This window comes from Henriciella mobilis, assembly GCF_003576285.1.
Classification (GTDB): domain Bacteria; phylum Pseudomonadota; class Alphaproteobacteria; order Caulobacterales; family Hyphomonadaceae; genus Henriciella; species Henriciella mobilis.
The window spans coordinates 365,340-378,586 of sequence record NZ_QWFX01000013.1 but is presented as its reverse complement, the minus strand read 5'-3'; the positions used below and the strand labels follow the sequence as shown (position 1 = coordinate 378,586).

Sequence of the window (13,247 nt, the reverse complement as noted above, 5' to 3'; positions counted from 1 at the left end):
TTGGCAGATGGACGAAGCGACTGAAAGCCGACACACGGCCGGATCAGGCCCGAGGGTCGTACTCGAAGCTCAGAAGCCGGTCCAGAACCGGGCCTGCATAATTAGGCGGAACCGGCTTGTTACCCACAATCCAAGCGTAGACCTCCCAGTCAGGTGTCGCCAGCAGGCGTTCGAACTCCTGAAGCTCATTTTCAGACATGGCCCCGATATGCTGGTCCGCGAACTGGCCCATGATAAGATCCATTTCGCGAAATCCACGGCGCCAAGCGCGGAAATTCAGTTTGCGTCGTCTCTCGTCCATGACTTTCATTCCGTTTGCCCGTCCGGTGACTTAGTGCAATCCAGCCACACTTCCCAGAGGCGAACATCAATTGCTCCTGACGGCGCTTTCGCTATTGTCCGGCGCCATGCGCGACGAGCGACTCTTTGCCCTGTTCGAACCTATAGACAGCTTGCCAGGTATCGGCCCGAAGCTGCGCCCGGTCTTCGAGCGGTTGGTGGACGGTGAGACCGTTTGGGACGTTTTGCTGCACCTGCCGGAAAAGTGGCTCGATCGCCGGGTAAAGGCATCATTTGAAGAGTTGGTTTCTGGCGAAGTGGCAACGGTTCAGGGCGAAGTCCACTCCTACAAAGCTCCCTACTCAGACCGCGCACCGCATCGAATACAGCTGTTTGACGGAACAGGGTTTCTAACGCTGACCTTCTTTCGAGCTGACCCCCGATGGTTACAAGGGCAATTTCCGATTGGAAAAGAGCGCATTGTTTCCGGTGTCGTAGGAGAGTTCCAGGGCGAACGGCAAATGTCGCATCCGGATTACATAATAGATCCAGCCAAACCCGAGCGTCCTCCCGCTGTTGAGCCCATCTATGGATTGACAGCCGGACTGTCGAACAAGCGATTTCACAATGCCGCAGTTGCAGCGCTCGACCATGTCCCCGATGACCTCCCGGAGTGGTTGCGCAGCGATTTGCTGGCAGAAAGATGCTGGCCTTCATTCAAGACTGCGCTGATAGGGCTACATGCACCGGACATCTACGACGAAGCCCGTTTCGCAAAGTGCCGGGAACGGCTTGCTTATGATGAGGCTCTTGCCAGGGAGACCGTGTTTGCCTTTGCACGCCTGTCCCGAAGCCAGAAAGATGCGCCGCCGTTACGCTCGGACAGTCAGCCACTGAATGAGGTAGCGAAGTGTTTGCCTTATAAAATGACGTCGGCACAGATCCGGGCGGTAAAAGAGATTTCCGAGGACCTGGAACAACCGCACCCCATGCGCCGGATGCTTCAGGGCGATGTTGGCGCGGGCAAGACACTGGTCGCAATCCTTGCGGCTGTCAAAGCGGTCAATGCCGGCTATCAGGCGGCCTTCATGGCGCCGACGGAAGTCCTCGCCCGACAGCAGTTTGATAGCGTGGCAAGTTTGCTGGAACCGCTCGGATATCAGGTCGCCGCTCTGACGGGGCGGGACAAAGGCGCAAGCCGCGAAGGAACGCTCATTGGCCTTGCCGATGGCTCAATACAGATCGTTGCGGGGACTCAGGCCCTGTTCCAGCAAGGCGTCCACTTTAGGAAACTGGGACTGATCATTGTCGATGAGCAGCATCGTTTCGGCGTCATGGATCGCATGCGCCTGGCGAGCAAAGCGACCGCTCCACACATGCTGGTGATGAGCGCAACCCCTATTCCCCGCACACTGGCTCAGGCCGTCCATGGCGATCTCGATATCTCCATCCTCGACGAAAAGCCCGAAGGCCGTCAGCCCATCGAAACCAGGATAATTTCAGACACTCGTATCGATGAAGTTATCGACGCTGTGGGCCGTGCAAGTGCTCGCAACGAACGCGTTTTCTGGGTTTGCCCACGTGTCGATGCAGACGACGACGATTCCTCCGCCATTCAGCGGTCCAGGATGCTGCAGGAACAGCTCAACGTTCCTGTCGGTCTCGTGCACGGCCGCATGCGCGGCGAAGACAAGGATTTGGCTCTGGAACAATTCAGGACGGGTCAGACACGTATTCTGGTCGCCACGACAGTCATCGAAGTTGGCGTGGATGTCCCGGACGCAACAATAATCGTCATTGAGCGCGCGGAAGGATTTGGCCTCGCGCAACTCCACCAGCTGAGAGGACGCGTCGGACGCGGGCAAAAGAAATCGTACTGTATCCTGCTGTACCGCCCCCCGCTGGGGGATTTGGCCAAGGAGCGCCTTGAAACCCTGCGGCGGACTGAAGACGGCTTTGAGATTGCCGAAGCCGATTTCCGCCTCAGGGGGCCGGGAGACCTTCTCGGTGTACGCCAGTCTGGCGCAGTCGATTACCGAGTCGTTGATCTCGCAGCGCATGCAGACCTGATTCCAGTCGCGCGAACTGATGCCCGTTATGCCATCGAAGGCGATCCCGGACTGACCGGAGAACGCGGGAAGGCCCTAAGCCTTCTTCGCGAGCTTCTCAGCCCCCTCGTCCGGGAGCGGCAGTGATCTCTGGTCGTCGGGTTCGTCGGAAAAGTGGTCCGGCACGACGAGACCTGCAGAGAGGATCATTTTAGCCCCTTCCTCGATCGTCATATCCATTTCGATGCACTCTTCGGTCTTTACATACATCAGAAAACCCGAGGTCGGATTCGGCGTGGTTGGCACAAAAACGCCGATATAGCCTTCCCCGAGCCGCGTTCGAATCTCGCCTTTGGCCCCGGTTGAAACGAAACCGATGCACCATGATCCCCTCTTCGGGTATTCGATCAGGACGACGCGATCATAAGACGATTGCTGGTTATTGGCGATGACTTCGGTGAGTTGCTTGAACGCCGCATAAACGTTCCGAACGATCGGCAATCGGGACAGGATCCGATCAGCCGCGCTGATGACTGACCTGCCGATCAAGTTGGTCGCGACCCCTCCAAGAATTGTCAGGGCTACAATCATCACGAGCACGCCGAATCCCGGGATGGCGTAGTTTGTATAAGTCTCCGGCTGTATAACCGGAGGCAGAAGCGGCTTCACCCTGTTGTCGATGAAGTTAATCAGGAACTGCAGAACGTAAAACGTAATAGCGATGGGCGCAGCAATCACCATGCCTGCCAGAAATCGACCTCGCAGCCAGGCCCATAGACTGATCCGCCGGGGTTTTGGATTCATGATCCCGTTCTCGTCCAAGGTCGGCTTTTTGGCCATCAAGGCGCTCCTGAAACTGCGGTCGGTTGACGTTGGAGTATGGCTTGGAGTTGCTCTTCTTTCCGTTAATTGTGGCGAAGATGAGTGACTTGCAAGAATTCCGTCAGCTGCTTCAAACCGTCCTTAAACGGGTATACGGCGATAAGCTGCGTGTCGATGACGTCAACAGGCTGTCCGGTGGTGCCAGCCAGGAGACGTGGCTAATGAATCTTTCGGGCGGTTCGGCGCCAGAAACGCTGATCCTTCGCCGGGCGCCGCAGCGCTCGCAGGATGCACCTAGCTCCGCTGCGATCGGGCTTCCCAACGAAGCGAAAATTATTGGCTACGCAGAAAAGGCAGGCGTGCCCGTTCCGAACGTTGTTTACGTGCTTCAGGAACACGATGGCCTCGGTGAAGGCTACTTTATGAGCCGTGTTCCGGGTGAAACGATCGCCCGTCGAATCCTGCGGGAGGACCGTTATGCCGAGGCCCGCTCGGCTCTGCCAGCTCAATGCGGACAGGCCCTGGCCGGTATACATTCGATAGGTATCGGGGATGATCCTGCATTGAATCTTAGCCAGGGACTGGATCAGTTATCCCAATACGAAGACTTTTACCTCTCCCTCGGCGCGTGTCGGCCGATCTTCGATCTGGCGATGGTCTGGCTGCGGGAGAACGCCCCGGACCCTCTGACGCCTGTGCTGCTTCATGGCGACTTCCGACTCGGCAACATCATGGTCGACGAGACCGGTCTAGCCGCTGTTCTTGACTGGGAGCTGTGCCACCTGGGGGATCCGCGCGAGGATATTGCGTGGATGTGCACCAATTCCTGGAGATTTGGGAACATCGACAAACGGCTAGGCGGCTTCGGAGACTTGGAGCCTTTGCTGGACGCATACGCGGCAGATGGCGGGCCCGTGATTTCACCGAACGACATCGACTGGTGGGAAATGATGGGCAGTGTGAAATGGGGCGTTATGTGCATGATGATGTACGAATCTTTCCGCACAGGCGCAGAGCCGACTGTTGAACGTGCAGCGATTGGACGGCGTGTGTCGGAGACAGAAATGGATCTCATCAGACTGTTGGAGGCACAACGTCATGCATGATCAGCCAAGCGTTCGTGAGCTGGTGCAGGCCGTCAAGAATTTCGTGGACGAAACGGCTATGCCGGAATTGACAGGCAGAGCAGGTTTCCACGCCCGCGTCGCCTCCAATGTGCTAGGCACGATCCTCAGGGACATCGACACGCGCTTTGACGCCGATGCCAGCGAAAAAAACCGCCTTTTGGACTTACTCGAGGCTCCTGCCGACACATCGCTTAGCAAGCTTAACGAAGACTTGCGCCAGCGAATACGCGCGGGAGAACTCACGATAAGGTCGGATGATTTGATGCGTCACCTAAAAATGACCGCAATTGACCAGCTAAAGGTTGACCAACCCAACTATTCCGCACTGAAGAAAGCCATTGAGGAGCCGTGATGCGCAAAGTCCTTATTGCCGCCGCCATACTCGTCGTCGGTTGGTTTGCCCTAAAGGACTGGGCCTATACCGCATTGCAAGGGAAGTCCGACGCAACACCCGAGGCACCAGATTACTATTTTGAGGAAGTCTGGCTATCAAGGCCAACCACCCCGACGTCCGGTGGGTGGGAAGTGCCGTGGGGTATCGATCTGTTCCTGATTGCACCCCCTGTATCGACTCCGATGCCCAAGGGCGCCATAGCCGCCGACAATAATGTGCTGAAAGATGAGTACGAAGCGCTCATTGAGGATTTGGGATTAGCCGACCAGGACCTTGTTATATACGCACCGTCTTACCGGTCACCTTCCCCGGCGTCTTCAAACTCCGAGCGCGATCATGAAATCAAATTCGCTCAGGACGATATCGCAGCCGCGATGAAGCGCTATCTTTCTACGGACAACAGGCTCCGTGGGCTTGTCATTCTTGCAACGCCGGACACAGAGCCGATGCTTTACGCTGCTTTGCAGCAACTTCCGAAATCCCAGGAGTTCCGCGAACGGTTTGGCGGTGTTCTCATGCCATCCCGGAAAGACGAATCCCGTTGGAACGACTTTATTGGCACATGCAGCCCCGCATTCGAGGCGTGCGCGCGGGCGACGACCCTTGTCGAGACAACGGAAAGTCTCAGCTGGCTCACGCCGAACCTTCCCCGGAAAAAGCTCTCCTATGCTGGCGATCCTGGCCTGGGCGACGAAATCGCTACGCGTATGCAGGAGCTCAGCAACTGGCTTGATCTAAATGCCGAAAAACCAGCAGAACCGTTCGACACTTGGGCCGCTGACGAAGTTGTCGATGTCGCGCCAATACGTCGCCCGAACGGCGATGAAGACATCTCAGGCGAACGAGGGGACTAGGTTTTTGATCGCTCGAGAATCGCGGTCGTCGATTGTCCATCTAATAGTTTGACGATGTGAACATCCCCGCCATTAGCCTGAACCGCGGATGCTCCGACAATGGTTTCAATCGTGTAATCCCCTCCCTTCACCAGAAGGTCAGGCAAGAGGGCCTCAATCAGAGCCTTTGGAGTGTCTTCGGGAAAAAATGTCACGGCATCAACGGCGCCAATACCCGCAAGCATGCGCGCCCTGTCCTGTTCAGAGTTGATTGGCCGCGTTTCACCCTTCAGTCGTTTCACTGAAGCGTCTGTGTTGATTGCAACGATCAGCCGATCGCACCTGGACCGTGCTTCCTCCAGAAGTGCGAGGTGGCCCGGATGCAAAATATCGAAGCAACCATTCGTGAAGCCCACCCTCAGCCCAGCCGCTTTCCAGGTTCGGACCTGCGCCTGAGCATCGCTCTCAGATAATATGGGTGCACGCAGATGGTGATAAGCGGGATCAAGCGCCGTCCGGATTTCTTCGGCGTCCACGGTTGCAGTCCCCGTCTTGGCAACGGCTAGCCCCGAAGCCGTAACCGCCAGTGCGACAGAGTCGGCTAGACTGGCGCCAGCGACGACACCAAGGGTCAGTGCGGCCATGCTGGTATCGCCCGCGCCTGATACGTCGAAAACCTGCTTCGCTTCACCGCGTTTGTGAGAAATATCCGAGTTCTTTATCCAGGACATGCCCTTCCCGGCTCGCGTCACAACGATGTTTGTTCCGGGCACCGAGGCGGCAACCGTTCTGAGGGCCACTTCAACCTGGTCGTCTGTCGACGTGGGCAATCCTGTGGCTTGCGCCAGTTCTGACGCGTTCGGTTTGATGAGATGAGCACCCTCGTAAACGGAAAGGTTCTGCGATTTCGGATCAACGAGCAGAGGAATCCTGTTCTTTCTCGACGCCTCAAGACATGCGTGGAAGGTCGCGGGCGTGATTGCGCCTTTTGCGTAGTCCGAAACGACGACGGCCGAACAAGCCTTTGCGGCCTTCTCGATCGCGCTGATCAGGACCGCTTCACTGATGCCCAATGCTGGAGACGATTCTTCACTGTCCACCCTTAGCAACTGTTGATTACTGGCAACAAATCTCGTTTTGACAACCGTCTCCAGAGAACTGACCTTCGCGAGACGGGTCTCAATCCGTTCATGAGCATTGAGCGACGCTTCAAGAGCCTCGCCCTCAGCATCGTTGCCTATGCAGCCAGCAACGATAACCTGAAGTCCCATCGCAGCCATATTGCGGGCAACGTTACCGGCCCCACCTGGCATCTCCACCGTCGATACTTTTCGCAAGACAGGTACGGGTGACTCCGGCGATATTCGATCCACCGTGCCATATACAAAGCGATCTAGCATCACGTCACCGACGCAAAGGACCGTCTGGCCCTGCGCCTTCGTAATAATGTCTGCAAGATGCTGTCGCATGAAGGGTCTCCGGATGCGCTGACTTCATAGGCCCGTCAGACTTTTCCTATCCAATTCCGTTCAATTGAACCAGAAACGGAATGTGGACCAGCTGAGTTTGATCCAATAGCCGCGCATTCACGTAATTGTTCCTGACACGTTCATTACAGGAGGCCGCTCTGCCTAAAGAAACCCAGCAGCCAACCCTGGTCTGGCTTCGAAATGATCTCAGGCTCACCGATCACCCCGCAATCGCTGCCGCGGCCGAGAGAGGCGGCGAGGTGATCTGTGTCTACATTTTCGAAGAAACGGACGCATTGCGTGCGAAAGGTGGCGCCTCACTCTGGTGGCTCGACAAATCTCTGAGAGCCCTTCGCTCTGACATATCTTCGTTGGGCGGGAAGCTTATTTGCCGCAAAGGCGATCCGGAGAAAATCGTTCCAGCATTGGTTGAAGAAACGAAAGCGACATCAGTTTTCTGGGGCAGGCGCTATGGCAAGGCTGAACGCGAGATCGATGGTCGTATAAAGCAGGCGCTACAGGATAACGGCATTGACGCCAGGAGTTTCAATACAACCCTCCTGACAGAGCCGTGGCAGATCGAAACGGGGTCCGGGGGCTATTACAAGGTCTTTACGCCGTACTGGAAAGCAGTGCGAGAAAGCTATGAGGCGCCATCCACGCTACCTCGACCAGAGAAGCTGGGAGGTATGGGGGTTAATGGTGAAAGGATTGAGGATTGGGCGCTGCACCCAACCCAACCTTATTGGTCCGAAGGTTTCGCGACGATGTGGACTCCCGGAGAGGCCGGAGCCGCTGCTCGCTTGTCGGATTTCCTTGATCATGGCGTGCGCCAGTACGAGGATATGCGAAACCGTCCAGATTGTGACGGAACGTCTGGACTGTCACCCCATCTGCACTTCGGCGAATTAAGCCCGGTGCAGGTCTGGCGCGCTGTGAAGTCCAGGATCGATAGCGGTCTCCAACCGGAGAGCAGCGCCTGGTCGTTCCTGTCCGAAATTGTCTGGCGCGAGTTCTCTTATGTTCTTCTGTACTTCAACCCGGATATGGGCTGGGAGAACTACAATCCGAAATTCAACGCCATGCCCTGGAAGAAAGACAGCGCATCACTGACGGCGTGGAAAAAAGGACAAACTGGGTATCCCATCGTGGATGCGGGCATGCGGCAGCTCTGGGCGCGTGGCTGGATGCACAATCGAGTGCGCATGATTGTCGCATCCTTCCTTACAAAACATCTTTTGATACACTGGCGAGACGGCGAGGACTGGTTCTGGGACACGCTCGTGGATGCAGACCCGGCATCCAATTCATCAGGATGGCAATGGACCGCCGGCTCCGGTGCCGATGCTGCGCCATACTTCAGGGTCTTTAATCCCATCACCCAAGGGCAAAAGTTCGATGTCAGTGGACGATATGTTCGAGAGTGGTGCCCGGAATTGAAGGATCTGCCGACCAAGTACCTGCATGCGCCATGGACGGCAGACCCCGAAACCCTGAAGCGTGCCAAAGTTGATCTGGGCACCACCTATCCAAAGCCGATTATTGATCATGCTGAGGGCCGTGAGCGCGCACTGACGGCCTGGGAAGCTCTAAAAGAAAAGCAGGACGCCGCATGAAGAAAATAGCGATTATCGGGTCTGGCATCAGCGGTCTGGGCGCAGCTTATGCACTCAGGAATTCAGCCGATATTACGGTTTTCGAGTCACGCGACCGCGCCGGCGGCCATGCGCACACGGTATCAATCGATTATGACGGAACGCCGATCGATGTGGATGTTGGCTTTATTGTCTATAACGGGCTCAATTATCCGAATCTGACTGGCTTTTTCGAGGCTCTCGGTGTCGAGACCCAAGCGAGCGATATGAGCTTCGCGGTATCCAATCCGGGAGGTTTTGAGTGGGCGTCGACCGCCTATGGCATGTTCGCCCAAAAGCGGAATCTCTTTCGGCCCCGTTTTCATGCCTTCTGGCGAACAATTCTCCGGTTCAATGATGTGGCACGGGCCGCATTGATGAATGGCGAAGTCACCGAGGAGAGTCTTGGAATTTGGCTGCGTCGGCATGATTTCAGCGACGACTTCTGCCAGAATTATATTCTACCTATGGGGGGCGCGATCTGGTCCACCCCACCGGGCAAGATACTCGACTATCCAGCGCGGAGCTTCTTTCAGTTCTTCGAAAATCACAGGCTGATGCATCGTGAGCGCCCGAAATGGCGCACAGTGTCAGGCGGTTCAAGGCACTATGTGACCAAGGCTTCAGAGCTGATCGGCGATAAACTGCGTCTTGGCTCAGGTGTTGAACGCGTCACCCCGTTTGGAACGGGCGTTCGGCTGGATTTCGACGATAGGCGAAGCGAAATTTTTGATGAAGTGATCATGGCCACCCATGCCGATACGACTCGTCGTCTCTTGTCTGGCACCTATCCGGAAGCGCAATTCCTACTCAAATCCGTTCACTATCGACCCAACCGAATTTTTCTGCACAGGGATCCATCATATATGCCCCGCAGGAAGTCCGCCTGGGCCAGCTGGAATGTGCTTGGCAAGCATTCAACGGAGAACGACATCTGCCTCAGCTATTGGATGAACCGGCTTCAGGGTCTGCCCCGCCAATGCCCATTATTCGTTACGCTGAACCCTGAAACGCCGCCCAATGAGAATCTGGTGTTTAAAGAGGTCGTGTTCGACCACCCGCAGTACGACGGCGCCGCATATGCCGCTGTTCGATCTCTTGAGCGCATCCAGGGTCGGCACGGCATATGGTTTGCTGGCGCTTGGCTCGGTAGCGGATTCCACGAGGACGGTCTGAAGAGCGGCTTGCGGGCGGCCCTATCGCTTGGCGGGCAGGTTGAGTGGGACCCCGTAGGCGTCGAAACGGTTTACCTGCCGGACCGGCACGCGCCAACCCAAGCAGATCGCCGACTATCGGTGGTGAAATGACAACCACGCCGCCTGCTTTGCGACTTCATTTGGGGGAGACACGCCACAAGCGTTTCACCCCCTTCAAGTCGTCCTTTCGTTATCGGGTCGCTATGATCGATGTCGATATCGACCGACTTGAAGAGGCTAGCCGACAGACACGCCTTTTTTCAGTCGAAAAGCTTGGGCTCTTTGGTTTTCGCCGGAATGACCATGGCTCACTACAGCAAACTGCTTTGCGTCCTTGGGCTGAGACGACCTTTAGCGATGCCGGTATAGAGCCCCCCAAAGGCGCTATTCGCCTGGTTACATTTCCAAGGCACGCCTTCTATAAGTTCGCCCCCATTTCGCTCTGGATCGCGCACACTCCAGAGGGGCACCCCGAGGCGATTTTGTATGAGGTACGCAATACGTTTGGCGAACGTCATACATATGCTGCGTCCCTCCAAGGCAATTGGAGCCGGCACGAAGCCCCCAAGCGGTTTCACGTCTCTCCGTTTTTTGATGTGACCGGCCGATACAGCTTCTCACTGAGGTATGATGCCGACGCATTGCGGCTTGGTGTAACGACGATCCAGAATGGCCGCCCCGTCCATTCCGCTGGCCTTGCCACGTCGGTTGCACCAGCCAGCGACCGCTCTCTCGCCGCCTTGGCGATGCGTATGCCATTCTCCACGATAGGTGTTACACTAGGCATCCATTGGGAGGCAGCGAAACTGTGGGCTATGGGTGCCAGGTACCACAAGAAACCGCTGAAAGTACAAAACGATCCGACACTGGCCCGAACTTCCGGTCAGGAAAATTGAGGACGCAAGAGATGAAAACGGACAAGATTGTTCCTACCAGCGTTTCAACCATCCGCGCGATGAACGATTTGCCAGCGTCCTTCAAGCTTGCGGGCATAATGCTCTTGCGGGCAGAAAACGGATCACTTCAGTTCAATTTGCCCGACGGCAGGATTGTCTTGTTTGATCAAGGAAAATCGGGTCCACGTGCCATTGTCGACGTGCATGATTTTTCCTTCGCCAAACGTGCATTGGCCGGTGGCGACATCGGCTTTGCGGAAAGCTACATGGACGGCGCTTGGTCGACTCCCGATCTGACGGCGGTTCTTGAGTTCTTTTCGGAGAACTTTGAGGCGGCCGGCAAACTCGCCGTCGGCGGTTCCGTTGTAAAATTCTTCAACAATATCCGGCACTTCTTCAACAGAAACAGTAAAGCTGGTGCGCGCCAAAATATCATGGCGCATTATGACCTTGGCAATGCGTTCTACGAGTCGTGGCTTGACGACACAATGACCTACTCCTCAGCGCTTTTCGAAAACCCCAATCTTTCTCTCGAACAGGCGCAAGCAGCGAAATATCAAGCCATCGCCGACCGTATTGGCGCGGGCCCCGATAGTCATTTGCTTGAGATCGGGTGCGGCTGGGGCGGATTTGCTGAATATGCAGCGAAGGTCCGGGGATCCAAGGTGACCTGCCTTACAATTTCGGAGGCGCAGCGGGCGTATGCAATAAACCGCATTCAGAAGAATGGATTGTCGGACCGCGTCGAGATCCGTCTGGAAGACTATCGCGATCACAGGGGATCCTATGATGGCGTCGCCTCAATTGAAATGTTTGAAGCGGTCGGTGAATCCTACTGGCCCAGTTATTTTGCAAAAGTCCGGGAGTGCCTGAAGGACGGCGCACGGGCGGCGCTGCAGATCATCACGATCGATGACGATCTTTTCAAACGCTATCGCAAGCGGGCCGATTTCATTCAGCACTATATTTTTCCCGGTGGCATGCTTCCAAGCGAATCTGCGCTCAAAGCGTCATTCTCACAGGCCGGCTTGAGATATGAAGGTGTCCAGTATTTCGGTCAGGACTATGCTAGGACGCTCAAGCTATGGGCTCAGCGGTTTGAAGACGCGTGGGATCACATCCAGTCGCTAGGATTTGATGAGCGTTTTCATCGCCTTTGGCGATTTTACCTGAGTTATTGCGAAGCCGGTTTCCGCAATGGCCGCATCAATGTCGGCCAGTTTCAGGTGTCGTCGGCCTGATCAATAAAGGCGGGATAGACGATAATCAATCTTTTGGCCGCGTGCTTCAAAACTTAGCTGAACCCAACGGTTCTGATCATCATACCACAGATCAACCGTCAGGTCTGAAACAAGCCTGTAGTGCGTGGCCTCTACGGGCTTGCCGTTGATCTGGATCGTGTCCGTGCCCAGCCTGGTCACGCTAGTATCCAGAATTTCCCCATTCTCTGTGGACAAGATCGCCTTACTGAAAACCTGCTGGATGTTCCAATGGCTGGAGGGAATTATCCCTAAAGGCACCTCGCCGGAATAGCCCGATCCGGTCACTTCAAGCGCGTTTCCCTTGACGGAAGCGGTCACGCGCTTCGTGTCGCCGTCATCATTCGTTTGACCGTCGAGGGCGACAAGACGATCTTCATCCCATGTTTCAACGGAGTCCAACGAATAGCGGAACAGCGTGATCGGGCCGAGCCCAGCCTTGAGATCCACGTCAGAGGTGACGATTAGCTGACCGTCTTGTCCGGAATCGAATTTGACAATGTGAGAGCCAAACTTCTTGTCACCTTGGCGGAAAACGTCAAAACGGATTTCGTCACCCGCTTGAGGGCTCCAAGGCTGTGGAGCCTTTGCACTTACCAGCGCTGATTGCTGATCCGGCGTTCCGCTGTCGGCGAACGCAACCCCGGATCCTATGCCAATAATCGCGACAACAGCAGCGACATGCTTCATGTCAGCCTCCAGAATGGTCTCGGCGACCGGGCAACATAGCAAGTGCAGGCGCACTGACCGAGTGCGGCGGGCCTATGTTTAACCCCGGGTATAGCAAGCAGGATGTCACCTTGCTGGTATGATCCGTGCCCATCTTCCAGAGCGCCTTCCAGAATGACCGTCGCTTCCAAAGCTGAGTGGCCATGGGCGAATACGTTTTGCCCCGGTTCCAGCCGCATCAGCTGCCCGGAAGCGTTCGAGACATTTGAATACCGGACGCCGGACAGTCCACGCCTCCACCGTACCTCTTCGTAGTCCATGTGGATGATATCCAGAGCAGCCGATACGGCTGCATCGTCTTGCGCCTTCTGACCAGGGTTTGCGTCGTCTTCAAGAAGCACTTCTCTCACGCTTTCCCAGAGCGTAGCCGCCTCGTCTCCACAGCTCGACATAAGCCGATGGATGCTTGCCGCGACCTTCAGACTTGGCGCCAGGTTGCCGGCTGCATAATCCAGCATAAATGCGTGATAGGTGTCTTGCGTCGTCATCCCGCGGAAACTTCCCTTTTCGTGATAATCTGCTTTACGTCGCCGAATGCATTTCGGATCACCCCGCAGAGTG

The 13,247-nt window shown here is 55.9% G+C and carries 13 protein-coding genes; 8 read left to right on the top strand and 5 right to left on the bottom strand.

Going from position 1 to position 13,247, the window contains the following annotated elements:
* Positions 1 to 43: 43 nt before the first annotated feature.
* Positions 44 to 244 (bottom strand): succinate dehydrogenase assembly factor 2, encoded by a 201-nt coding sequence (locus tag D1223_RS12340; RefSeq protein WP_233353147.1) that lies wholly within the window; start codon positions 242 to 244, stop codon positions 44 to 46.
* A gap of 127 nt (positions 245 to 371) precedes the next feature.
* Between D1223_RS12340 and recG the strand changes: the two genes are divergently transcribed.
* Positions 372 to 2,474 carry an ATP-dependent DNA helicase RecG gene (gene recG, locus D1223_RS12335; protein WP_233353146.1) on the top strand — a complete coding sequence of 701 codons (2,103 nt, stop codon included), beginning with the start codon at positions 372 to 374 and terminating at the stop codon, positions 2,472 to 2,474.
* Here recG and D1223_RS12330 read toward each other — a convergent pair.
* Positions 2,424 to 3,167 (bottom strand): DUF502 domain-containing protein, encoded by a 744-nt coding sequence (locus tag D1223_RS12330; RefSeq protein WP_119376725.1) that lies wholly within the window; start codon positions 3,165 to 3,167, stop codon positions 2,424 to 2,426. The genes recG and D1223_RS12330 overlap by 51 nt on opposite strands.
* 44 nt (positions 3,168 to 3,211) lie before the next feature.
* Between D1223_RS12330 and D1223_RS12325 the strand changes: the two genes are divergently transcribed.
* From D1223_RS12325 to D1223_RS12315, 3 genes are read left to right on the top strand one after another with little or no spacing between them, the layout of a single operon-like run.
* On the top strand, positions 3,212 to 4,255 hold the full coding sequence (locus D1223_RS12325) for a phosphotransferase family protein (RefSeq protein WP_233353145.1): 1,044 nt from the start codon (positions 3,212 to 3,214) through the stop codon (positions 4,253 to 4,255).
* Entirely contained in the window at positions 4,248 to 4,628 is a 381-nt protein-coding gene (locus D1223_RS12320) for a DUF6285 domain-containing protein (protein WP_119376724.1), read from the top strand. The genes D1223_RS12325 and D1223_RS12320 overlap by 8 nt, the downstream gene beginning before the upstream one ends.
* Positions 4,628 to 5,524: a DUF3089 domain-containing protein gene (locus D1223_RS12315; RefSeq protein WP_119376723.1), complete on the top strand. Its 897-nt coding sequence runs from the start codon at positions 4,628 to 4,630 to the stop codon at positions 5,522 to 5,524. Before D1223_RS12320 ends, D1223_RS12315 begins: the two co-directional genes overlap by 1 nt.
* Here D1223_RS12315 and rfaE2 read toward each other — a convergent pair.
* Positions 5,521 to 6,972, bottom strand: a complete 1,452-nt coding sequence (gene rfaE2, locus D1223_RS12310; protein WP_119376722.1) for a D-glycero-beta-D-manno-heptose 1-phosphate adenylyltransferase — start codon at positions 6,970 to 6,972, stop codon at positions 5,521 to 5,523. The genes D1223_RS12315 and rfaE2 overlap by 4 nt on opposite strands.
* Before the next feature lie 125 nt (positions 6,973 to 7,097).
* Between rfaE2 and D1223_RS12305 the strand changes: the two genes are divergently transcribed.
* Genes D1223_RS12305 through D1223_RS12290 form a run of 4 tightly spaced genes read left to right on the top strand, consistent with a single transcriptional unit; the run spans position 7,098 to position 11,939 of the window.
* Positions 7,098 to 8,588, top strand: a complete 1,491-nt coding sequence (locus tag D1223_RS12305; RefSeq protein ID WP_233353144.1) for a cryptochrome/photolyase family protein — start codon at positions 7,098 to 7,100, stop codon at positions 8,586 to 8,588.
* Complete coding sequence (locus D1223_RS12300) at positions 8,585 to 9,913, top strand: NAD(P)/FAD-dependent oxidoreductase (RefSeq protein WP_119376721.1); 1,329 nt, start codon at positions 8,585 to 8,587, stop codon at positions 9,911 to 9,913. Before D1223_RS12305 ends, D1223_RS12300 begins: the two co-directional genes overlap by 4 nt.
* Positions 9,910 to 10,698, top strand: a complete 789-nt coding sequence (locus D1223_RS12295) for a DUF1365 domain-containing protein (RefSeq protein WP_119376720.1) — start codon at positions 9,910 to 9,912, stop codon at positions 10,696 to 10,698. Before D1223_RS12300 ends, D1223_RS12295 begins: the two co-directional genes overlap by 4 nt.
* An 11-nt stretch (positions 10,699 to 10,709) precedes the next feature.
* Positions 10,710 to 11,939, top strand: a complete 1,230-nt coding sequence (locus tag D1223_RS12290; RefSeq protein ID WP_119376719.1) for an SAM-dependent methyltransferase — start codon at positions 10,710 to 10,712, stop codon at positions 11,937 to 11,939.
* Here the strand turns inward: D1223_RS12290 and D1223_RS12285 are convergent, their stop codons facing one another.
* Positions 11,940 to 12,647, bottom strand: coding sequence for a DUF6134 family protein (locus D1223_RS12285; RefSeq protein WP_119376718.1), 708 nt, complete (start codon positions 12,645 to 12,647; stop codon positions 11,940 to 11,942). It abuts the gene before it with no gap.
* The gene (locus D1223_RS12280; RefSeq protein WP_119376717.1) at positions 12,644 to 13,174 is read right to left on the bottom strand and encodes a cupin domain-containing protein; all 531 of its coding nucleotides are present in this window, start codon (positions 13,172 to 13,174) and stop codon (positions 12,644 to 12,646) included. Before D1223_RS12280 ends, D1223_RS12285 begins: the two co-directional genes overlap by 4 nt.
* Positions 13,175 to 13,247: the final 73 nt, after the last annotated feature.

Coding starts and splice junctions, on each gene's coding strand:
- D1223_RS12340 (WP_233353147.1), bottom strand. CDS start 244: ATGGATCTTATCATGGGCCAGTTCGCGGACCAGCATATCGGGGCCATG.
- D1223_RS12300 (WP_119376721.1), top strand. CDS start 8,585: ATGAAGAAAATAGCGATTATCGGGTCTGGCATCAGCGGTCTGGGCGCA.
- D1223_RS12285 (WP_119376718.1), bottom strand. CDS start 12,647: ATGAAGCATGTCGCTGCTGTTGTCGCGATTATTGGCATAGGATCCGGG.
- D1223_RS12280 (WP_119376717.1), bottom strand. CDS start 13,174: ATGACGACGCAAGACACCTATCACGCATTTATGCTGGATTATGCAGCC.
- rfaE2 (WP_119376722.1), bottom strand. CDS start 6,972: ATGCGACAGCATCTTGCAGACATTATTACGAAGGCGCAGGGCCAGACG.
- D1223_RS12290 (WP_119376719.1), top strand. CDS start 10,710: ATGAAAACGGACAAGATTGTTCCTACCAGCGTTTCAACCATCCGCGCG.
- D1223_RS12330 (WP_119376725.1), bottom strand. CDS start 3,167: ATGGCCAAAAAGCCGACCTTGGACGAGAACGGGATCATGAATCCAAAA.
- D1223_RS12295 (WP_119376720.1), top strand. CDS start 9,910: ATGACAACCACGCCGCCTGCTTTGCGACTTCATTTGGGGGAGACACGC.
- D1223_RS12315 (WP_119376723.1), top strand. CDS start 4,628: ATGCGCAAAGTCCTTATTGCCGCCGCCATACTCGTCGTCGGTTGGTTT.
- D1223_RS12320 (WP_119376724.1), top strand. CDS start 4,248: ATGCATGATCAGCCAAGCGTTCGTGAGCTGGTGCAGGCCGTCAAGAAT.